A 19,920-nucleotide genomic window follows, 5' to 3' on the forward strand; every position below is an offset into this window, starting at 1 on the left:
CGTCATTGGAGCTTTCTGAGAAGGCTGACCCCGGCTTTATCGATCCAGGTGGGGCTCGGAACGCGAGACGCGCGAAATTCCGAAGATTTTACCCGCGAACCGGCCAGTACTCGTCTCTGAGCAGGCGCTTGTAAAGCTTGCCCGTCGGATGGCGCGGCAGCGCCTCGCGGAAGTCCACCGATTTGGGGCACTTGTAGTGGGCCAGGCGCTCCCGGCAGTACGCGATCAGCTCCGCCTCCAGCTCAGGGCCGGTCTCCGCCATGGACACCGGCTCCACCACGGCCTTGACCTGCTCGCCCATCTCCTCGTCCGGCACCCCGAACACCGCGACGTCGGCCACCTTCGGGTGCACCGACAGCACGTTCTCGGCCTCCTGCGGATAGATGTTCACGCCACCAGAGATGATCATGTACGAGCGGCGGTCGGTGAGGTAGAGGAAGCCGTCGTCGTCCAGGCGGCCGATGTCGCCGAGCGTGGTCCAGCCCCTGCCCTGGGGGTCCTGTGCGGCGCGGGTCTTGTCCGGGTCGCCGTGGTACTCGAACCGGCCGCCGTTCTCGAAGTAGACCGTGCCGTCCACGCCCGGCGGCACGTCGTTGCCGTCCTCGTCGCAGATGTGCACGACGCCGAGCAGCGAACGGCCGACTGTGCCCTTGTGCTGGAGCCAGTCCTGGGAGTTGACGTAGAGGAAGCCGTTGCCCTCGGTGCCCGCGTAGTACTCGTGGATGATCGGGCCCCACCAGTCGATCATCTGGTCCTTGACGGGGACCGGGCAGGGGGCGGCGGCGTGGACGGCACACCGCAGCGAGGAGAGATCATACTTTGTCCGGATTTCATCCGGCAGCTTGAGCATCTTGATGAACATCGTCGGCACGAGCTGCGAGTGCGTCACCCCGTACCGCTCGACCAGCGCCAGGAACTGCTCGGGGTCGAAGCGCTCCATCACCACCACCGTGGCGCCGAGCCGCTGGAACGTCAGGCTGTAGCGCAGCGGCGCGGCGTGGTAGAGCGGCGCGGGTGAGAGGTAGACGCTGTCCGCCGACGGCGCGAACAGCGCCTGGACGAGGTGGAGCAACGTGCCCGGCTCGGTGAGCGGGCCGTGCGCGGAGGGGATCTTGACGCCCTTCGGCCGCCCCGTGGTACCCGACGAGTAGAGCATGTCCACGCCCATGCACTCGTCGTCGATCGGGGTGGCCGGGTGCTTGGCGACCGCCTCCTCGTACGGTTCGAAGCCCTCGGCCACGCCGTCCAGCATGAGCCGCACCTCGACGCCGGGCGTGGCGGCGGTGATCGAGCACGCGACGGCGGCCAGGTCGGCGCTGGAGACGAACGCCCGTGCGCCGCAGTTGTTCACTATGTAGGCCAGCTCGTCGGTCTGCAGCCGGGAGCTGATCGGCGTGTAGTACAGGCCCGAGCGCAGCGCGGCCCAGGCGACCGTCAGGTAGAGGGGGTGGTTGGGGAGCATGAAGGCGATGTGGTCGCCCGGGCGCAACCCGGCCGCGCGGAACAGGTGGGCCAGCCGGTTCGACTCCTCGTCAAGCTCGCGGTAAGTAATGACCCGTCCGGAGCCCGCCATGATCACAGCGGGCTTGTCTGGGGTGACTGCTGCGATGGCTCCCGGATACATGATCGAACACTATTCGGCCGACCGCCGCCGCGCCACCGGCACCCGTGCAGGGCCGTGCTGAAAAGGCGCCCGTGAACGCGCGAAGCCGCGACCTCCGCTGCGGGGTCGCGGCTTCGCGCGCGCTCAGGTCCGTGTCACTGCGCGGGGATGACCGAGCCCTCGTACTTCTGCTTGATGAAGTCCTTGACCTTCTGGTCCTGCAGGAGCTTGCCGAGGGTGACGATGTTGGCGTCCTGCTCGTGGCCGGCCTGGACGACCAGGCCGTTGACGTACGGGTTGCCCTCGGTCTTCTCCAGCACCAGCGCCTGCGAAGCGGGCTTGAGCCCGGCCTCGATGGCGTAGTTGCCGTTGATCACGGCGGCGTCCACGTCCTCGAGCGAGCGCGGGAGCTGAGCCGCCTCGAGCGGCTTGAACTGCAGCTTCTTCGGGTTGTCCACCACGTCGCGCTCGGTGGCGGCGGTGCCGACGCCGTCCTTGAGCTTGACCACGCCGTTGTCGGCGAGCAGCTTGAGCGCGCGGCCCAGGTTGGTGGCGTCGTTGGGGACGGCCACGGTGGCGCCACTGGCCAGCGCGGACACGGAGGTGATCTTCTTGGAGTAGAGGCCGAGCGGCTCCAGGTGGACCGGCGTGACAAAGCTCAGCTTGGTGCCCTTGGAGGCGTTGAAATCGTCCAGGTACGGCTTGTGCTGGAAGAAGTTCGCACTCAGCTGGCCCTCGTCGAGCTGCACGTTCGGCTGCACGTAGTCGGTGAACTCCACGACCTCAAGCTTCAGCCCGGCGGCCGGGGCCAGGTTCTGCTTGACGAAGTTGAGGATCTCCGCGTGCGGCACCGGGCTCGCGCCCACCTTCAGCACGGTGTCGGCAGACTCGGCCGCCTTCGTCGCCGACTGTGACGTGCCGCATGCGGCGAGCGACAAGACCAGCGCAACAGCACCCGCTATATAACGAAATTTCACGATTTTTCCTTACTTGTGGGATAGGCGCCGAGCGACCCAGTCGCCCAGGCTCTGCAGAAGTTGCACGATCACGAGGAGCAGGACGACGGTCACGATCATCAGCAGCGTCTCGAACCGCTGGTAGCCGTACCGGACGGCCAGGTCGCCCAGCCCGCCGCCGCCGAGCGTGCCGGCCATGGCGGAGTAGCCGATGAGCGCGACGACGGTCACGGTCAGCCCCGCGACCAGCCCGGGCAGCGCCTCGGGCAGCAGGACCTTGCGCACGATGGTGCTCCGGCTCGCGCCCATGGCCTGGGCCGCCTGCACTACGTCCGCGCCGACCTCTCTGAGCGCCGTCTCGACGAGCCGGGCGAAGAACGGCACCGCGCCGACGGTGAGCGGCACGACGAAGGCGGCAGTGCCGATGGTCGTGCCGACGACGAGCCTGGTGAAGGGGATGATCGCGATCATCAGCACGATGAACGGCAGCGACCGCCCGACGTTGACCACGAACCCGAGCGCCGACTTGAACGCGGGCAGTGGCCGCAACCCGCCCCGGTCGAACACCACGAGTGCAACGCCGAGCGGCAGCCCGAGCAGCGCGGTGAACAGCGTCGACCAGCCGACCATCTGCGCCGTCTCCAGCGTCGCCGGCCAGAGCAGCGGCAGCATCTCGTCCCAGGTCATGAGCCCTCCACCGCCACGATCAGGCCGGCGTCACGCAGGTAGGCCAGCGCCGCGGCCGAGTCGGCGCCGTCGAGCGCGACGCGCAGGCGGCCCACCGAGCCGCCGGCGAGGTCCTCGATCGAGCCGCCCAGGATGCTCAGATCCACGTCGAACTTCCTGACGACCTTCGACACCACCGGCTGCCTCGGGTCGCCGGTGAACGTCAGCGTCACCGAGCCGGCCGGTGCGGGCTCGGGCAGTGGGAAGATCTCCCTGGTCAAGCGGGATCCGGGCGTCCTGATGAGGTCCGCGATGGCGCCGGACTCCTCGATGCGGCCGTGCGCCATGATGGCGACCGAGTCGCAGACGCTCTTGACGACGTTCATCTCGTGGGTGATGAGCAGGATCGTCAGGCCCAGCTCGGTGTTGAGCCGTTTGAGCAGCGCGAGGATCGACTGGGTGGTGGCCGGGTCGAGGGCGGAGGTGGCCTCGTCCGACAGCAGCACGGCCGGGTTGCCCGCGAGTGCCCTGGCGATGCCGACCCGCTGCTTCTGGCCGCCGGAGAGCTGGTTGGGGCGGTCCTTGCCGCGGCCTTCCAGCCCGACCAGTTCCAGCAGCTCGGCGACCCGCCGGTCGCGCTCGGCCCTGGGCACGCCCATGATCTCCAGGGGGAAGGCGACGTTGCCGGCGACCGTGCGCGAGTTCAGCAGCGCGAAGTGCTGGTGGATCATGCCGATGCGCTGGCGGGCGCGGTTCAGCTCGGCGCTGCGCAGCGCGGTCAGGTCCTGCCCGGCGACGGTGACGGTGCCCGCGGTGGGGCGTTCGAGCAGGTTGACGCAGCGCAGGAGGGTGCTCTTGCCGGCGCCGCTCTGGCCGAGCACGCCGTAGATCTCGCCTTCGCGCACATGCAGGTCGACACCGTCCAGGGCGACGGTGTCCCCGTACTGTTTGCGCAGGCCTGAAGCCTGGATCACGGAATATCCCCACGACTGAGGGCGGCCCGATGGCGGGCCGCGGAAACGTACATCACCGGAAGAAAGGGGATGGTGTCAGTGGGTCCCGGGAGGGAACGGCAGGTGACTCAGCCTGCGCAGCACGAAGCCTGGTGCGATCATCAGGATGGCTTTCGAAGAGAACGGATGGGGGGACGCTTCAGTGGCTCAGCATTCGGCGCATGCAACACATGGCGTTCTCTTTCACGCCTGACCTAACAAGCGTTTCACTTCACACGATTCCCGATGTGCGGTGTGAACTGCCTCACTTCTCCGCGGCCGTGCGGCGGGACGCGTCTCGGAGGCGCGGGGAAACCGGGCTAGCGGTACGGGTCGCACAGAGGGGTGACGCGTTCGGCGAAGTCGGCCTTGATCCGCTCCATGCGCGGCCCCGGGGCGTAGAAGCGGCCCTTGGTCTCGCCGTACGGCCGCAGCCACCCCTTGGCGGCGAGATCGCGCAGGTCACGTGCGGCCTGCCCCTGGCTGAGGCCTTCGTCGGCCTGGTAGCGGCTCCTGCGCAGCCGCTTGTTCACGAACACCTCGTAGAGCGCGGAGACGGCACGGCTGTTGAGCCCGTCGGCGTCGACCTGTTCCTCCAGGAGCATCCAGATCTCTCCGGCTTGGGCGAGGCGCTGGCGGACGCGCTGGGCCTGCATGTGATGCGCCCTCAGGCAGAACCGCACCCAGTTGAGCGTCCCACCATGCGGCGCCCACGAACCCTGCTGAATCTCGCGGAGCGCGCGATAGTAGTCGATCGTGTTCTCGCCCACGCCGAGCCACTCCTCGATGGACGAGAACTCGGGCGTGAGAATCTGTTCCCTGCCGAGGACCAGCGTCTGCAGGGCGCGCGACATCCTGCCGTTCCCGTCACGCCACGGATGGATCGCGACGAGGTTGAAATGCGCCATCGCGCCGCGCACATAGCTCGGCGCGTCGAGATCTCCACCGTTCAGCCACTCGGTGAGCTCGTCCATCAGGCCAGGCACCCGGTCGGCATCCGGGCCCTCGTAGACGACCTCTCCAGTCGCGGAGTTGCGCACATAGATGCCGCCCGGCCGCACCACACCAGGGGTTTTGTCGCGATGATGGCCGATCATCATGAAGTTGAGCGAGTTGAGCAGTCCCACGTCGAACCGGAATGCCGGTGCGCGAGAAAGCATCTGGATGAAGGTCAGCGCCTGCTGGTAGCCCGCGATCTCCCGCGCCACCAGCGCCGATGTCTCCAGCGGCTCCTCCCCCGCCATGATGGACTCGATGTCCTCGACGCTGGCCCGGTAACCCTCGATCGAGTTCGAGCCCTGGATCGCCCGCGCCTGCAACTGCCTGCGCAGCTGCCCGTCCCACCGGTGCGTCTCGGCGAGCCGGTACTTCAGGTCGCGCCGCATCTCCTCGATCTCCTCGAGGACACCTTTGTCCACGGGCTCGAGCGCCGGGGTCTCGTACAGCATGCCCTCATAACAGCATGGGCGAATCATCCAGTCAAATGACTGAATGATTCGCCCATTTTGTCGCCATTAGGCGGCTACTGTAGCGGCCACCTGCGCCGGGGCGAGCGCGATGTCGAGGACCTCGCGCACGTCGCTCACCGCGTGGATGGTCAGCTCGTTGCGGACCTCCTCGGGCACGTCGTCCAGGTCCGGCTCGTTGCGGGCCGGGATGAGGACGGTGGTGATGCCCGCCCGGTGCGCCGCCAGGAGCTTCTGCTTGACGCCGCCGATCGGCAGGACCCGCCCGGTCAGCGAGATCTCACCGGTCATGGCCACGTCGGCGCGTACCAGACGGCCGGACAGGAGGGACGCCAGCGCGGTCGTCAGCGTCACACCGGCCGAGGGGCCGTCCTTGGGCACGGCGCCCGCCGGGAAGTGGACGTGCACCGAGCGGTCCTTCAGCGCGGTGACCGGCAGCTCCAGCTCCGCCCCGTGCGAGCGGAGGTAGGACAGCGCGATCCGGGCCGACTCCTTCATCACGTCGCCCAGCTGGCCGGTCAGCGTGAGGCCGGTCTCGCCGGTCTCCGGGTCGGCCAGGGACGCCTCGACGTACAGGACGTCGCCGCCGGCGCCGGTGACCGCCAGGCCCGTGGCCACGCCCGGCACGGAGGTGCGCTGGGTGGCCTCGGGCAGGGACGACTCCGGCACGAACCGCGGCCGTCCGAGGTAGCCCACGAGGTCGCCCTCGCCCACGGTGACGGGCAGCTCGTCCTTGGCCGCCACCTTGCGCAGGACCCTCGCGACCGCGCGCTCCAGCGACCGGACGCCCGCCTCGCGGGTGTACTCGGCGGCCAGCCTGCGCAGCGCGTCGTCCTCGACCGTGACCTCCTCGGCGGTCAGCCCGGCCAGCTCCCGCTGCCTGGGCAGCAGGTGGTCGCGGGCGATCGCGACCTTCTCGTCCTCGGTGTAGCCGTCGAGCGAGACGACCTCCATCCGGTCCAGCAGCGGCCCGGGGATGGCCTCCAGGACGTTGGCCGTGGCCAGGAACAACACGTCGGACAGGTCCAGCTCGACCTCGAGGTAGTGGTCGCGGAACGTGTGGTTCTGGGCCGGGTCGAGCACCTCCAGCAGGGCGGCCGTCGGGTCGCCGCGGTAGTCGGCCCCGACCTTGTCGACCTCGTCGAGCAGGACGACCGGGTTCATCGAGCCGGCCTCGCGGATGGCGCGGACGATGCGGCCGGGCAGCGCGCCGACGTAGGTGCGCCGGTGGCCGCGGATCTCGGCCTCGTCGCGTACGCCGCCGAGCGCGACCCGTACGAACTTGCGATCCATCGCGCGGGCCACCGACTCGCCCAGAGACGTCTTGCCGACCCCGGGAGGACCGGCGAGGGCGAGCACGGCGCCGCTGCGGCGGCCGCCCACCACGCCGAGGCCCTTGTCCTGGCGGCGCTTGCGCACGGCCAGGTGCTCGATGATGCGGTCCTTCACGTCGGACAGGCCCGTGTGGTCGGCGTCGAGCACGGCCCGCGCGCCGGTGATGTCGTAGTTGTCGTCGGTACGCGTGTTCCAGGGGATGTCGAGCACCGTGTCCAGCCAGGTGCGGATCCAGCCGGTCTCGGGGGACTGGTCGGAAGTCCGCTCCAGCTTGTCGACCTCCTTGAGCGCGGCCTCGCGCACCTTCTCCGGCAGGTCGGCGGCCTCGACGCGGGCGCGGTAGTCCTCTTCCTCGGTCTCGGTGTCGCCGTTGAGCTCCTTGAGCTCCTTGCGCACGGCGGCGAGCTGCTGGCGCAGCAGGAACTCGCGCTGCTGCTTCTCCATGCCCTCCTGGACGTCCTTGCGGATCGTCTCGGCGACGTCGAGCTCGGCGAGGTGCTCGCGGGACCACTCGATCAGCTTGGCCAGCCGGTCGGCGGGGTCGGCGGCCTCGAGCAGCTCGACCTTCTGCGCCGTGGTCAGCCAGGGGGTGTAGCCGGAGCTGTCGGCCAGCACCGAGGGGTCGTCGATCTGGTTGACCTGGTCGACCACCTGCCAGGCGCCGCGCTTCTGCAAGATCGTGGTGGCCAGGGCCTTGTACTCCTTGGCCAGCTCGTGGGCGCGCTCGCCAGCGGCGACGGTGTCGATCGTGTCGGCCTCCACCCACAACGCGGCGCCCGGGCCGGTCGTGCCGGTGCCCACGCGAACGCGGTTGACGCCCCGCACCACGGCGGCGGGCTCTCCGCCTGGCAGCCTCCCGACCTGCTCCACAACGGCCTGCACGCCGATCGCGCCGTAGCGGCCGTCGATCCGGGGAACGAGGAGGACCCGCGGCTTGTTGCCACCGGATGCACGAGCCGCGTCAATGGCAGCGCGCACCTCGGAGTCGGACAGGTCCAGGGGAACGACCATGCCCGGCAGGACGACCTCGTCGTCCAGCGGCAGGACCGGGAGGGTCAGACTCTCACTCATGCGAACTCCAAAGGGTTGAGTTATGCCGACTCAATTCATTGGAGCCCGGCATTGTTCCCTCTCTTGATGATGTTCGCTCACGGCGATCGTAATTTTGTAAGCCATACCTGAGGGTGACGCTCTGGATCAAACCGTGGTGTGACGCCATCCGGAGGCCGCGTCCGTAACCTTGACCACGTGATCTCCGTCCCCCAACCCCGTGCCCACGGCTTCGTCCATCAGCTCTCCGCCCGCCGCTATGGTCGTCCGGCCGCCCCGGGAGCGGCCGGCGCCACGACGCCCGGCGGCTCGCCCTACGGTGAGCCGGGCTCGGAGGCGGCGGGTGAGCACGATCGCGAGCCCATCCCCGAGGCGGCCCCTGACCCGTGCGACGGCGGGCGATGCCCGGGGGCAGCAGACGGGCACGATCGCGGCCGGGCCCGCAGGCCGCCGCCCCGGCCCAGGGCGAGCTCGGCGCCGCCACCCCACACGAAGGCCAACCCAGCCCACTGGCGGCACACACACGTGGCCACGGGACCAGCGCCGCAGACGGCCCGCGTGCGTGACCGCCGGAACCGGTGGGCGAGCGTCGCCGGGAACCCGGTGATGAGCGGCCCTCGGGCGAGGATGGCGACCAACCGCCCCCGGCGGGTCTGACCAGCGGCCGGCCTATCGCGAGCGCGGCGAGCGAGCGGCGGCCCCCAGCGGACTAAAGGGCGTGGGCGAGACGGGCGTGGGCCATTCTGAGGCCGTTCGGGCTCGCCCTCTTTCAGGATGACGCCGATCCGCCCTCGAGCGTGCTTGTAGACGTGCGCATGCCCGCTTATACAAACTAACCTCAAAAGACGACTATCCGGCTAGAGTTGTTGATCCCGCAGCACAATCCTGGAGCCCACATGGTCACCAAGTCGTTCCTGACCTCGGCGCCGAGCCTGAGAGGCCGCAGGGGCAAGATCTATATCCGCGTGTCAATGACACGAGGCCGCGATGAGCTCTACAGCCCTGAGATGCAGGAGCTCTCCGCACGCCAGAAGGCTGCTCAGGAGGGTGTCGAGGTCCTGGACGTGGTCTTCGACCTGGACCGGTCTGGCCGTGACTTCGCGAAGCGCAAGATTGCTCAGATGATCGAGGAGGTTCGCTCCGGCGAGTACGCGGTCGTTCTCCTCTGGAAGTGGTCCAGGTTCGGCCGGAATCTCCGTCACAGCCTCAACAACCTTCACGAGCTGGAGCAGGCCGGCGGAGTGGCCGTCTCAGCCACGGAGCCTGGTGACAGCGTCACGACGATGGGCCGGTTCAGCCGCAACCAGATGCTCAGCGTTGCCGAGCTCCAGTCGGACATGATCGGTGACGGCTGGCGTGACGTCCACAACTACCGGCTCAGTGTCGGCCTGCCGCACAACGGTGGCGAGAGGTTCGGCTACATCTATAAGGACAAGGAGTACTTTCCGGAGCCGATTCGCGGCGATGCCGTGGCCGAGGCGTTCGAGCGGTACGTGGACGGAGAGCCTATGCGCTCGATTGCTCTGGACATGGCCGAGGCCGGAATTCGGGCGTGGAACGGAGACATTCTCGACTCGAGACGATGGATGCAGATCTTGGACACTGGTTTCGCTGCCGGTCTGATCCGCAAGAAAAAGCCGGGCGCGCAGGGTAAGTCCATCGAGCATTGGGAGTGGTTCCCTGGAGCTCAAAAAGCACTCATCGAGCCGGACCTCTGGGGCGCGTACTTGGAGAAGCGCCGAGGCAGCAAGAAGAACAACTACAAGGCCAGGTACAGCCTCTCCGGCCTGCTCCTGTGCGCTCGCTGCATGAAATTCCGGATGACGGCCACGAAGACCAGCAAGGGTGAGCGGGCGTTCCGCTGCTCCGGCATCCTCACGAAGGAGTGCGCTGGCGTCACGGTGTATCTACGTACGGTTGAGCCTGCTGTCCTTGAGTGGGTCCTGAAGAAGGCAAAGGGCGACGAGAACATAGAGAAGAAGGCTCGGGCCGAGGCTGCCCGAGACAAGCAGGACAGCGAGATCTACGGGCTCCAGCGAAAGATCGAGGACATCGACAAGCGGTTGAGCCGTCTCTTGGACCTCTATGAGGACGGCGACCTGGATAAGAAGGAGTACCAGAAGAGGAAGGCCGAGCGTGAGACTGACCGCTCGAAGTATCAGCAACGGCTCACGGAGCTCGACGCTGGGAAGGTTACTCGGCCTCTTCCTCAGAAATTCTACAAGGACCTGGCGGATGCGTGGCCGAAACTTAGCGACGATCGGAAACGCCAGGCACTCAGGCAGGTAATTGAATACGTGATCGTTCGACCACGCTGGCACGACGCCGACGAGAGATTCACGGTGGTACCGAAATTCAGCTAGGCTGCGTCACGGAAGGTCGGCTCTCTGGAGGGTCCAGGAAGACGGCCTTATTCCGTTTTCGAACTCGGAGTCATAGCACCCTTCCCGTCATGCTTCTGCCAAGCCATTAGCCACAACCTCAAAGAATTACCGCCATGCCTCTTCTTCGGTGGTGGCGGGCTTATACGGTCTCGGCGCCCTCGGCATTGGGGCAGAACGTCCCGAGAATGCTAGTTACGGCCTAACTGTGAAATAACTCGGTTCTGTGGTAGGTCTCTGCACGGTCCTCGTCTCCGATCTGGTCCTATCCTCCAGTCCTGTCGTGAGGACCGTGGAGAGGGCCGAACGGTTCCAGTCCCGGGTGCCAGAAGACGGTGGCGGGCCGGCGGCTTGCCGAGCTGACCGAGCGGGAGACGGAGGTGCTGACGCTGGTCGCCCAGGCGCTGTCCAACCAGGAGATCGCGGAGAAGCTGTCCGTGGTGGAGCAGACGGTCAAGACGCATGTGGGGCGGGTGCTGATGAAGCTCGGGCTGCGCGACCGCGCCCAGGCAATCGTCTTCGCCTACGAGACCGGCCTGGTCCGCCCCGGCGAGTGACCCCCGGACCGGGCTGATCCGCCACCACCGAGCGTCTCCGTTCCCCTTCTGGAGCCCCCGCCGTACAGTCGGCTGATGGACCCGGTTGAGCTCTTTCATCAGGTGGCGCAGACCGTTCCCGCCTACCAGGCTTTTCTGGCGGAGCACCGGATCGACCCGCAGGACGTCACGACGCAGCAGGACCTCCTGCGCGTGCCGATGACGTCCAAGGACAACTACACCCGCCGCCACCCCCTCCCCGACCTGTGCAGGGGCGGCGTGATCGGGGACATCATCGCCGTGTCCTCCGGCTCGACCGGCGCCCCGTCCTTCTGGCCGCGTTCGGCGGACGACGAGCGGGTGATCGCGGCCCGTTTCGAGGAGGTCTTCAGGGACTCCTTCGGCGCCCGCGAGCGGCGCACCCTCGCCGTCGTCTGCTTCGCCCTCGGCACCTGGGTCGGCGGGCTGTTCACCGTCAACTGCTGCCGGCACCTGGCCGAACGCGGCTACCCGATCACCGTCGTCGCGCCGGGCACCGACAGGAGGGAGATCCTGCGGGTCCTCCCCGAGCTGGCGCCTCACTTCGACCAGGTCGTGCTGCTGGGCTACCCGCCGTTCCTGAAGAACGTCATCGACACCGAGGACCTCCCCTGGGCCGACTGGAACATCAAGCTCGTCACGGCCGGAGAGGTGTTCAGCGAGGAGTGGCGGAGCCTGGTCGCCCAGCGGGCCGGGATCGCGGACCCGGTCAGGGGCATCGCCTCCCTGTACGGCACCGCCGACGCGGGCGTCCTGGGCAACGAGACGCCGCTGTCGGTCGAGATCCGGCGTTTCCTGTCCACCCGGCCGGGCACGGCCAGGGAGTTGTTCGGCGAGTCCAGGCTGCCGACGCTCGTGCAGTACGACCCGGATGTCCGGTTCTTCGAGGAGCATCAGGGCACGCTGCTCTTCTCCGGCGACAACGGCATCCCGCTCATCCGCTACCACATCGCCGACGAGGGCGGCGTGGTGCCGTACGACGACATGCTCGGCTTCGTCCGGCAGCGCGGCTTCGAGCCCGAGGCCAGGGGACCGGAGCGGCCGTTCGTGTACGTCTTCGGCCGCGCCCACTTCACGGTGTCCTACTACGGCGCGAACGTCTACCCGGAGAACATCGCCGTCGGCCTGGAACAGCCCGAGGTCAGCGGGTGGGTGACGGGGAAGTTCGTCATGGAGGTGGTGGAGGACGCCGGTCGCGACCGGCACCTGACGATCACGGTGGAGCTCATGCCCGGCGAAAAGCCGTCGGACGAGACGGCCCAGGCCGTGGGCGAGTCGATCTTGGCCCACCTGCTGAGGCTGAACAGCGAGTTCGCCAACTACGTGCCCGCCGCGCAGCAGATGCCGTTCATCCGCCTGCAGGAATCCGGCGATCCCGAGTATTTCCCGCCGGGCGCCAAGCACCGCTACACCCGATAGGCAGCCAGGACCATGGCGATGGAGGTCTCGGCCATCCCGAGGAGGTGACTTCTTGCCGTAGCGTTTCCCGGGTACGAAAGAGGAAAGGCGGGTTTTCATGACATAGTGTCGCCATCAGCTTGACGTCCGATGCCCACGTTTGTGACACTTCGTCATGAAACGTACATGCGAGTTGAGGTAGTCAGTGACCACGCCGTTCTCTGAAACCCTGAGGAACGCCACCTGGGCCGACCACGAGTCCGCCGAGTCCGAGAGCTATCTCTCAGAGCTCATGGGCGGCCGGTTGAGCGAGTGCGAATACGGCGAGATGGTGGCCCAGCACTACTTCGCGTACACCGCCCTCGACGGCGTGTCCCGGCAGCTCGCCGGCCACCCGGTGGCCGGCCGGTTCGTGTTCCCCGAGCTGTATCGGGAGCGGGCGCTCGAGCGGGATCTGGCGACGATCTACGGGCCGGGCTGGCAGGACCGGATCGCGCCGTCCAAGGCCACCCGCACGCTGGTCGCGCGGATCCACCAGGTGGCCGACTGGCCGGGCGGCTACATCGCGCACCACTACACGCGCTATCTGGGCGACCTGTCGGGCGGGCAGTTCATCCGGATGGAGCTGCAGAAGATCTACGGCTACGCCAAGGGCGGGGGCGTCGACTTCTACATCTTCGACGAGCTGGGCAGCCTGCCGAGGTTCAAGAACGAGTACCGCGCACGACTGGACGAGCTGGAGCTCGACGAGCGCGAGCGGCAACGCGTCATCGGCGAGGTCCGCCTGGCCTACCAGCTCAACACCGAGGTCCTCACCGAACTGAGCCTGACTCGCCAGGCCGCCTGATCGGCTCCTGACGGGCCGGGGACGACCGGTATCGGGTGGAAGAAACCGGAAGGGGCCTACCATGGCCCTATGCCCCGAATCTCGGCCGCCACCATCGGCGAGCATCGCGCGCAGACGCGCGACCGCATCCTGCAGGCCTTCTCCCGCCTGTCCAGGGTGCACGGCATCGACGCCATCTCACTGACGGACGTGGCCGGCGAGGCGGGCATCACCAGGACCGTCCTGTACAACTACTTCCCTGACAAGGCGGCGCTGCTGCTGGCGTTCACCGAGCGGGTGACCCAGTACTTCATCGAAAGCTACGAACGGGACCTGCCCGAAGGCGCCTCTCCGGCCGATCGGTTGCGGGGGTTCGTGCGGCTGCAGCTGGCCGGCCTGCTCGCCCATCCGCACCCGGGGGCCGCCGATCTCAGCGCCGCCCTCGGCCCGGACGCCTACCAGCAGCTGGCCGAGCACGTCGCGCCCATGCAGCGCGTCCTGGTGGAGATCCTGGACAGCGGTGTCGAGTCCGGCGACTTCCGCGTGCTCGACGTGGCGGCCACGGCCCGGATGATCCTCGCCGTCATCGGCGCCGAGCGGGTTCCGCTGATCAGCGGGGACGTGACGGTCGAGCGGGCCGCGGAGCTGGTGTCCGAGTTCGTGCTGCGGGCCCTGAACACCGAAAGCGCCGCGTGAGCGGCCCGGGAACGGTGTCCGGGGACGCCCACGTCGAGCTCAAGTCCGCCCGCGGCCGCTGGATCCTGGGCGCGACCGTGCTCGGCTCGGGCCTGGCGCTCCTCGACAGCACCGTGGTCAACGTCGCGCTCCCGTACCTCGGCAAAGAGCTCGACGCGGGCATGGACGGCCTGCAGTGGACGATCAACGCGTACACCCTCACCCTCGCCGGCCTCATCCTGCTGGGCGGGTCCCTGGGCGACCGCTACGGGCGGCGGAGGATCTTCGTCATCGGCACCGTGTGGTTCGCCGTCGCCTCCGCGCTGTGCGGCCTGTCGCCGAACATCGAGTTCCTGATCGGGGCCCGGGCCCTGCAGGGGATCGGCGGGGCGCTGCTCACGCCCGGGTCCCTGGCGATCATCCAGGCGTCGTTCGTGCGGCACGACCGGCCCCGGGCCGTGGGGATATGGTCGGGGCTCGGCGGAGTGGCCGCCGCGATCGGGCCGCTGCTGGGCGGCTGGCTCGTGCAGACGGCCGGGTGGCGGTGGGCGTTCCTGATCAATCTGCCGTTCGCGGCGCTCATCGTGCTCGTCACCCTGCGGCACGTGCCCGAGAGCAAGGACGAGGAGGCGGTGGGGCGCTTCGACGTGCTCGGGTCGGTGCTGGCGGCGCTGGCGCTGGCCGGGATCACGTACGGGCTGATCCAGAAGGGCGCGCCCGTGCCGCTCATCGCCGGAGTGCTGCTGGGGGCGGCGTTCGTGGTGACCGAGATCCGCAGGTCGCCGGACGCGCTGGTGCCGGTGGGGATCTTCCGGAACCACGTGTTCACGGCCGTGAACGTGGTGACACTGATCATGTACGCGGCCATGGGCGTGGTGTTCTTCCTGCTCGTGGTGCAGCTCCAGGTGGTGTCCGGCTTCGGGCCCATCGCGGCGGGGCTGGCCATGCTGCCGACGACGATCCTGATGATGTTGCTTTCGGGCAGGGCCGGCGAGGTCGCCAAGCGGCTCGGTCCGCGCTGGCCGATGACGGCCGGGATCCTGCTCGCGGGCTGCGGGTTCATCGCGATGAGCACGATCGGGCCGGGCGCCTCGTACCTGCTGCAGGTCCTGCCCGCGGTGACCGTCTTCGGGATGGGGTTGTCGGCGGCGGTCGCGCCGCTCACCTCGACCGTGCTGGCCACGGCCGACGAGCGGTACGCGGGCACGGCCAGCGGCATCAACAACGCCGTGGCCCGCACCGGCAGCCTCCTGGCCGTCGCCGCGGTGCCGCCGCTGGTGGGGCTGGTGGGTGACGCGTTCGAGAACCCGGCGGTGTTCAACGCCGGGTTCCGGGCGGCGATGCTGATCAGCGCCGGGATGATGGTGGTCTCGGCACTGATCACGTTCTTCACCATCAGGACGAACGTCCTGGCGGCCGAGGACTAGGCTCGTGGTCTATCCGGAGTAAACGCCCGCGGATACGGGAATCGGGCGGTGTGTGGCTAGGGCCTGATCGAGGTCGGCCATCAGGTCCTCGTGGTCCTCAAGCCCGATGGAGAGCCTGACCAGGCTGACGGCGGGCCGGGCCTCGGGGGCGACGGGCCGGTGCGTCAGCGCCGCAGGGTGCTGGATCAGCGAGTCGACACCGCCCAGGGACACCGCGTGGGTGAACAGGCTGACTGCCGAGGTGACGCGTACTGCTTGTTCGAAGCCGCCGCGGAGATCGATTGAGATCATCGCCCCGGTGCCCTTCATCTGCCGGCCGAGCAGCCCCTCCGGGTCTGCCGCGATCCCGGGGTAGTAGACGCGGGCGACGCTCGGGTGGGTCTTCAGCCACGCGGCGATGCGTTGGGCGTTCGCCTGCTGGGCACGTACCCGGACCGGAAGCGTGGCGAGTCCCCGGTGCAGGAGGTAGGCGCCCAACGGGTGGAGCAGGCCGCCGGTGACGGCGCGGACCCGGCGCAGCGCAGCTGCCTGCTCCTGGCCGCAGGCGATGACGCCGGCGATGACGTCGCCGTGCCCGCCCAGGTACTTGGTCGCGCTGTGGAGGACCATCGCGGCACCGAGGTCGACGGGATTCTGCAGGACCGGGGTCGCGAAAGTGTTGTCCACGAGAACGGGAACGCCACGGGCGGCCTCGACGACCGCGCGGATGTCAACCAGCTCGAGGGTCGGATTGGCGGGCGTCTCGAGCACGATCATCGCTGTGTCGGGCCTGATGGCGGCGGCTACGTCCGGCGCCGAGCAAAAGGTCACCTCGGCCCCGAGGATGCCCGATGCCAGCAAATGATCGGTCCCGCCGTAGAGGGGACGGACGGCCAGGATGTGATGGCGGCCGGTCTCCTTCATGGTCGCCAGGATCGCCGCGGTCATCGCCGCCATGCCCGAGGAGAACGCCACGGCGGTCTCGGCGTGCTCCATCTGTGCCAGCGCTGACTCGAATCGCGCCACGGTCGGGTTCCAGAGCCGTGCGTAGACGGCCCCGCCCTCGGCGTTCGGTGTCCCGCCGCCAGCCATGGACTCGTAGGACAGTCCTCCGGCCTCGATGTTCGGTAGCGGGTTTGTCGTCGACAGGTCGATGGGAGGAGCGTGGACACCGAGCTCTGCCAGGTCCTCCCGACCGGCGTGGACGGCAATGGAATCAAGTTGCAGACGCGGCGAAGTCATGCCACACACTGTGGGTGGATCCACAATCGCCTGCAAGACTTGTTGTGGAAGCTACGGATTTTTGCAAAGATCAGTGAAGTTTCCCCAAAAGGAGGGTCTGTGGCGGGCCAGCAGCCGAAGAAAACGCAACCTGCCCCTGGGGCTCTCGACGGCACCGATCTGGCCATCCTCGGCGCGCTCGTGGAGGACGGCCGAATGACCAACGCCGCGCTCGCGGCCCGGGTGGGCGTCGCCGAGTCGACCTGCGCGTACCGAGTGCGCGCGCTGAGGGAGTCCGGTGTCATCACCGGCATCAGTGCCCAGCTCGATCCGGGCGCCTTCGGCCACCCCGTGCAAGCCGTCATCAAGGTCCGGCTGGGGAGCCACAGCCGCGAGCACGTCCGCAACCTGTACGACAGACTGGTCAATGTGCCAGGGACCTTGATGGTTCTGCACGTCGGCGGCACCGATGACTTTCTCCTGCACGTGGCCGTGACCAGGCCGGAGGAGCTCCGCGACCTCATTCTGGAGCACGTGACCATCCACCCGATGGTGCGGCAGACGGAAACTCAGTTGGTGTTCGAGGCACGCGAAGGCTGCGGCGTGCTGCGCAGGTAAGCCCCCGCGATCCTGCGGCGCTAGAAGGTGAAGCCCTGCCTGCGGACGCTGTTGTCGAAGTTCGACAGCAGCAGGTCGGGCTCGCCGACCGCGCGGATGCCGGGCAGCCTGGTCAGCAGCTCGCGGAACATCGTACGCAGCTCCTGCCTGGCCAGGTTGGCGCCGAGGCAGAAGTGCGGGCCGGGGCCGCCGAAGCCGACGTGGGGTTTGGCGTCGCGGGTGATGTCGAACGTGTCGGCGTCCGGGAAGACCGACTCGTCCCGGTTGGCCGAGCCGTAGAAGAGGACGACCTTGTCGCCCTTCTTCAGCTCCAGCCCGCGCAGAGAGCAGTCCTCGGTGACCGTGCGCCTGAACTGCATGATCGGCGACACGTAGCGGACCATCTCCTCGATCGCGCCGTTGATGTGCGAGCCGAAGTCGCTCATCAGCAGCTCGCGCTGCGCCGGGTTGTCGGTGAGGAGCTTGAGGCCGTGGGCCATCGTGTTGCGGGCCGTCTCGTTGCCCGCGACCAGCAGCAGCGCGAAGAACGAGCCGAGCTCCTTGTCGGTCAGCTTCTCCCCGTCCGGGTTGGCGTTGACCAGCAGGGACAGCAGGTCGCCCGTGGGGTTGGCGGCGCGCTCGTGGCCGAGCTTGATGACCATGCGCTGCAGGGCCAGCAGCGCCAGCATGTTCTGGCCGGCCATCTGGACGCTGCGGGCCAGGCTGGGGCGGACGCCGGTGTAGGCGGTGGAGATGTCGGCGTGCTGGTGGACCTTTTCCCGTAGTTCTTGAGGAACGTCCAGCATGTCGCAGATGACGTGAATGGGCAGCCGGGCGGCCACCTGGGCCACGAAGTCGCGAGGGCCGTCGTTGACGACGTCGTCCACGATGCGGGCGCAGCCGGCCTCGATGTCGCCCTGCAGGCCGGCCAGCATCTTCGGGCTGAACGAGCGGGTGACGATCCTGCGCAGGCGGGCGTGGCGCGGGTCGTCCATGTTGACCATCGACTCCCCGAACACCTGCTTCACCCAGCCGGGCGGCTCCGGGTTGGTCACGGCCGGCTCACTGGAGAAGATCTTGGCGTTGCGGCTGGCCTCGACCACGTCCGCATGCCGTACGAGGGCGTAGAAGCCCTTGCCCGACCGGAGGAACGGCACCTTCTTCTCCGGGAAGAACACCGGATGCTCCAACTGGCGGAGCCGGGCGAACGCCTCATTCCGCTCTTTGAGCGGCCTGCGCCAGAAATCCAAGTCCGCGAGGTCGATGTCCACGCGACCATCGTGGCACGTTCCCACGCCGCTGGGGATCGGCAACGGATGTGCATCCGCCTCTCCAGGGCCGTTCCCACGCCGTTCAGGCACGGTTCGACCGGTGCGGACATTACTTCCGGTATGAAGCTGCTGCTCGCCGCGTGTCTGGTTCTTCCACTCACTTCCGGTACGGCTCCCACCGCGGCTCGGTCGTGCGGTGGGCACCCTCTCGACTTCGACGCCGACGGGCGGCCCGACCTCGCCGTGGCCGCGCCCTACGACGACTCCCGGGCCGGGTCGGTGACCGTGATGTACGGGTCCGGGAAGAAGGCGAAGCTCACGCAGGACGGGGCGGAGCCGGGTGACGCGTTCGGGTCGGCCCTGGCCGTGGGGGACTTCAACGGGGACAGGTGCGCCGACCTGGCGGTGGGGGTGTCGGAGGAGTTCGCGGGCGCCCGGGTGCCCGGCGGGGACGGGAACGGGGTCGTCCAGATCTTCAACGGGTCGGCCGAGGGGCTGGTCGCGGGCAAGGAGCTGGCGCTGGCCAGGCCGTCCAGCGACCGGTTCGGGGCGTCGCTGGCCGCCGGGGACCTCGACGGGGACGGCCGGGACGAACTGGTGGTGGGCGCGCCCAGCCATCGGTCGGGCGGAGCGGTGACCGTCTACTGGATGAAGGGGCGCAAGCCGTACCAGATCACGCAGAAGACGCGGTGGGTGCGGCAGGCGGCGAGCGTGACCGACCAGTGGGGGGCGGCGCTGGCGACCGGGGACTTCGACGGGGACGGCAGGGACGAGCTGGTCGTCGGCGCGCCCGCCGACAGCGTCACGCTGGACGGGCAGGGCTCGGTGACCGTGCTCGACGTACGGGCGAAGCGGGCCCGGCAGCTCACCCAGAGCAGCCCCGGCATCAAGGGGGCGTCCGAGAAGTGGGACGCGTTCGGGGCCTCGCTGGCCACGGGCGACTTCAACGGCGACGGGCGCGCCGACCTGGCCATCGGCGTCCCCGGCGAGGGCCTCAGCGCGAACCAGCGGGCCATGGACTACGGCGACGGCACCGTGGACGTCCTGTACGGGGCGCGGAGCGGGCTGACCACCCACAAGAGTGAGGCGTGGTCGCAGAACACGCTGGAGGGCTTGCCCCGGTACTACGACCGGTTCGGGGCGTCGTTGGCGGCCGGGGACTTCAACGGGGACGGCAACGACGAGCTGGCGATCGGCGTGCCCGGGGAGAAGGCGGTCCAGGTGCTGGCCGGGCGCGCGTCCGGCGGGCTGACGCGGGTCGGGAACCTGCTGGTCAAGGGGAAGGGACGCGACTTCGGCGCCGCGCTGGCCGCGCTGCCCCTGAGCGAGCGCTACCACACGCTGGGCAAGCGGCGGCCGCTCTACGGGCTGGTGGTGGCGGCGCCCGACCAGGGGCTCGTCATGTACGCGCCCGGCTCGCGGAAGCGAGGGCTGAAGCTGGGCAAGGTGCGCCGGCTCAGCCAGGGCGGCGGCCTGTACGGCTACACCTTCGGCTGAGGTCC

The 19,920-nt window shown here is 68.5% G+C and carries 16 protein-coding genes and 1 pseudogene; 9 read left to right on the top strand and 8 right to left on the bottom strand.

Features of this window, described 5'->3' with window-relative positions; all coding sequences use genetic code 11:
* Nucleotides 1-88 precede the first annotated feature (88 nt).
* From ABN273_RS19090 to lon, 6 genes are all read right to left on the bottom strand, one after another.
* Nucleotides 89-1,624 (bottom strand): AMP-binding protein, encoded by a 1,536-nt coding sequence (locus ABN273_RS19090; protein WP_349450254.1) that lies wholly within the window; start codon nucleotides 1,622-1,624, stop codon nucleotides 89-91.
* Nucleotides 1,625-1,758: 134 nt separating this feature from the next.
* Nucleotides 1,759-2,583 (bottom strand): MetQ/NlpA family ABC transporter substrate-binding protein, encoded by an 825-nt coding sequence (locus ABN273_RS19095; RefSeq protein WP_502911076.1) that lies wholly within the window; start codon nucleotides 2,581-2,583, stop codon nucleotides 1,759-1,761.
* Nucleotides 2,584-2,589: 6 nt separating this feature from the next.
* Complete coding sequence (locus tag ABN273_RS19100; RefSeq protein WP_349450256.1) at nucleotides 2,590-3,246, bottom strand: methionine ABC transporter permease; 657 nt, start codon at nucleotides 3,244-3,246, stop codon at nucleotides 2,590-2,592.
* Nucleotides 3,243-4,199 carry a methionine ABC transporter ATP-binding protein gene (locus tag ABN273_RS19105; protein WP_349450257.1) on the bottom strand — a complete coding sequence of 319 codons (957 nt, stop codon included), beginning with the start codon at nucleotides 4,197-4,199 and terminating at the stop codon, nucleotides 3,243-3,245. Before ABN273_RS19105 ends, ABN273_RS19100 begins: the two co-directional genes overlap by 4 nt.
* A 338-nt stretch (nucleotides 4,200-4,537) precedes the next feature.
* Nucleotides 4,538-5,665, bottom strand: coding sequence for a Fic family protein (locus ABN273_RS19110; protein ID WP_349450258.1), 1,128 nt, complete (start codon nucleotides 5,663-5,665; stop codon nucleotides 4,538-4,540).
* A gap of 66 nt (nucleotides 5,666-5,731) precedes the next feature.
* Nucleotides 5,732-8,089, bottom strand: coding sequence for an endopeptidase La (gene lon / locus ABN273_RS19115; protein ID WP_349450259.1), 2,358 nt, complete (start codon nucleotides 8,087-8,089; stop codon nucleotides 5,732-5,734).
* Nucleotides 8,090-8,266: 177 nt separating this feature from the next.
* Between lon and ABN273_RS19120 the strand changes: the two genes are divergently transcribed.
* From ABN273_RS19120 to ABN273_RS19150, 7 genes and pseudogenes are all read left to right on the top strand, one after another.
* The gene (locus ABN273_RS19120) at nucleotides 8,267-8,725 is read left to right on the top strand and encodes a hypothetical protein (protein ID WP_349450260.1); all 459 of its coding nucleotides are present in this window, start codon (nucleotides 8,267-8,269) and stop codon (nucleotides 8,723-8,725) included.
* A gap of 239 nt (nucleotides 8,726-8,964) precedes the next feature.
* Nucleotides 8,965-10,431 carry a recombinase family protein gene (locus ABN273_RS19125; RefSeq protein ID WP_349450261.1) on the top strand — a complete coding sequence of 489 codons (1,467 nt, stop codon included), beginning with the start codon at nucleotides 8,965-8,967 and terminating at the stop codon, nucleotides 10,429-10,431.
* A 365-nt stretch (nucleotides 10,432-10,796) separates the two neighbouring features.
* Nucleotides 10,797-11,006: pseudogene (locus tag ABN273_RS19130) on the top strand (response regulator transcription factor); the annotation flags it as partial.
* 75 nt (nucleotides 11,007-11,081) lie between these two features.
* The gene (locus ABN273_RS19135) at nucleotides 11,082-12,443 is read left to right on the top strand and encodes a phenylacetate--CoA ligase family protein (RefSeq protein ID WP_349450263.1); all 1,362 of its coding nucleotides are present in this window, start codon (nucleotides 11,082-11,084) and stop codon (nucleotides 12,441-12,443) included.
* A gap of 184 nt (nucleotides 12,444-12,627) precedes the next feature.
* Nucleotides 12,628-13,269, top strand: a complete 642-nt coding sequence (locus tag ABN273_RS19140; RefSeq protein WP_349450264.1) for a biliverdin-producing heme oxygenase — start codon at nucleotides 12,628-12,630, stop codon at nucleotides 13,267-13,269.
* 69 nt (nucleotides 13,270-13,338) lie between these two features.
* Nucleotides 13,339-13,944: a TetR/AcrR family transcriptional regulator gene (locus ABN273_RS19145; RefSeq protein ID WP_349450265.1), complete on the top strand. Its 606-nt coding sequence runs from the start codon at nucleotides 13,339-13,341 to the stop codon at nucleotides 13,942-13,944.
* The gene (locus ABN273_RS19150) at nucleotides 13,941-15,350 is read left to right on the top strand and encodes an MFS transporter (RefSeq protein ID WP_349450266.1); all 1,410 of its coding nucleotides are present in this window, start codon (nucleotides 13,941-13,943) and stop codon (nucleotides 15,348-15,350) included. Before ABN273_RS19145 ends, ABN273_RS19150 begins: the two co-directional genes overlap by 4 nt.
* A 9-nt stretch (nucleotides 15,351-15,359) precedes the next feature.
* Here ABN273_RS19150 and ABN273_RS19155 read toward each other — a convergent pair whose 3' ends face one another.
* On the bottom strand, nucleotides 15,360-16,571 hold the full coding sequence (locus ABN273_RS19155; protein WP_349450267.1) for a trans-sulfuration enzyme family protein: 1,212 nt from the start codon (nucleotides 16,569-16,571) through the stop codon (nucleotides 15,360-15,362).
* Nucleotides 16,572-16,670: 99 nt separating this feature from the next.
* On the opposite strand from ABN273_RS19155, the gene ABN273_RS19160 reads away from it, so the two are divergent.
* Nucleotides 16,671-17,168, top strand: coding sequence for an Lrp/AsnC family transcriptional regulator (locus ABN273_RS19160; RefSeq protein WP_349450268.1), 498 nt, complete (start codon nucleotides 16,671-16,673; stop codon nucleotides 17,166-17,168).
* Between the two features lie 20 nt (nucleotides 17,169-17,188).
* On the opposite strand, the gene ABN273_RS19165 is transcribed toward ABN273_RS19160, so the two are convergent.
* Nucleotides 17,189-18,418, bottom strand: a complete 1,230-nt coding sequence (locus ABN273_RS19165) for a cytochrome P450 (protein ID WP_349450269.1) — start codon at nucleotides 18,416-18,418, stop codon at nucleotides 17,189-17,191.
* A 120-nt stretch (nucleotides 18,419-18,538) separates the two neighbouring features.
* Here ABN273_RS19165 and ABN273_RS19170 point away from each other — a divergent pair, with 120 nt between their 5' ends.
* Nucleotides 18,539-19,915: an FG-GAP and VCBS repeat-containing protein gene (locus ABN273_RS19170; protein ID WP_349450270.1), complete on the top strand. Its 1,377-nt coding sequence runs from the start codon at nucleotides 18,539-18,541 to the stop codon at nucleotides 19,913-19,915.
* Nucleotides 19,916-19,920 lie beyond the last annotated feature (5 nt).

This window comes from Nonomuraea sp. B19D2, from assembly GCF_040137845.1.
GTDB lineage: Bacteria > Actinomycetota > Actinomycetes > Streptosporangiales > Streptosporangiaceae > Nonomuraea.

What these genes read in the sequence shown, in the direction of transcription:
- ABN273_RS19135 (WP_349450263.1), top strand. Translation starts at nt 11,082, where the DNA reads ATGGACCCGGTTGAGCTCTTTCATCAGGTGGCGCAGACCGTTCCCGCC.
- ABN273_RS19155 (WP_349450267.1), bottom strand. Translation starts at nt 16,571, where the DNA reads ATGACTTCGCCGCGTCTGCAACTTGATTCCATTGCCGTCCACGCCGGT.
- ABN273_RS19170 (WP_349450270.1), top strand. Translation starts at nt 18,539, where the DNA reads ATGAAGCTGCTGCTCGCCGCGTGTCTGGTTCTTCCACTCACTTCCGGT.
- ABN273_RS19125 (WP_349450261.1), top strand. Translation starts at nt 8,965, where the DNA reads ATGGTCACCAAGTCGTTCCTGACCTCGGCGCCGAGCCTGAGAGGCCGC.
- ABN273_RS19100 (WP_349450256.1), bottom strand. Translation starts at nt 3,246, where the DNA reads ATGACCTGGGACGAGATGCTGCCGCTGCTCTGGCCGGCGACGCTGGAG.
- ABN273_RS19145 (WP_349450265.1), top strand. Translation starts at nt 13,339, where the DNA reads ATGCCCCGAATCTCGGCCGCCACCATCGGCGAGCATCGCGCGCAGACG.
- ABN273_RS19110 (WP_349450258.1), bottom strand. Translation starts at nt 5,665, where the DNA reads ATGCTGTACGAGACCCCGGCGCTCGAGCCCGTGGACAAAGGTGTCCTC.
- lon (WP_349450259.1), bottom strand. Translation starts at nt 8,089, where the DNA reads ATGAGTGAGAGTCTGACCCTCCCGGTCCTGCCGCTGGACGACGAGGTC.
- ABN273_RS19090 (WP_349450254.1), bottom strand. Translation starts at nt 1,624, where the DNA reads ATGTATCCGGGAGCCATCGCAGCAGTCACCCCAGACAAGCCCGCTGTG.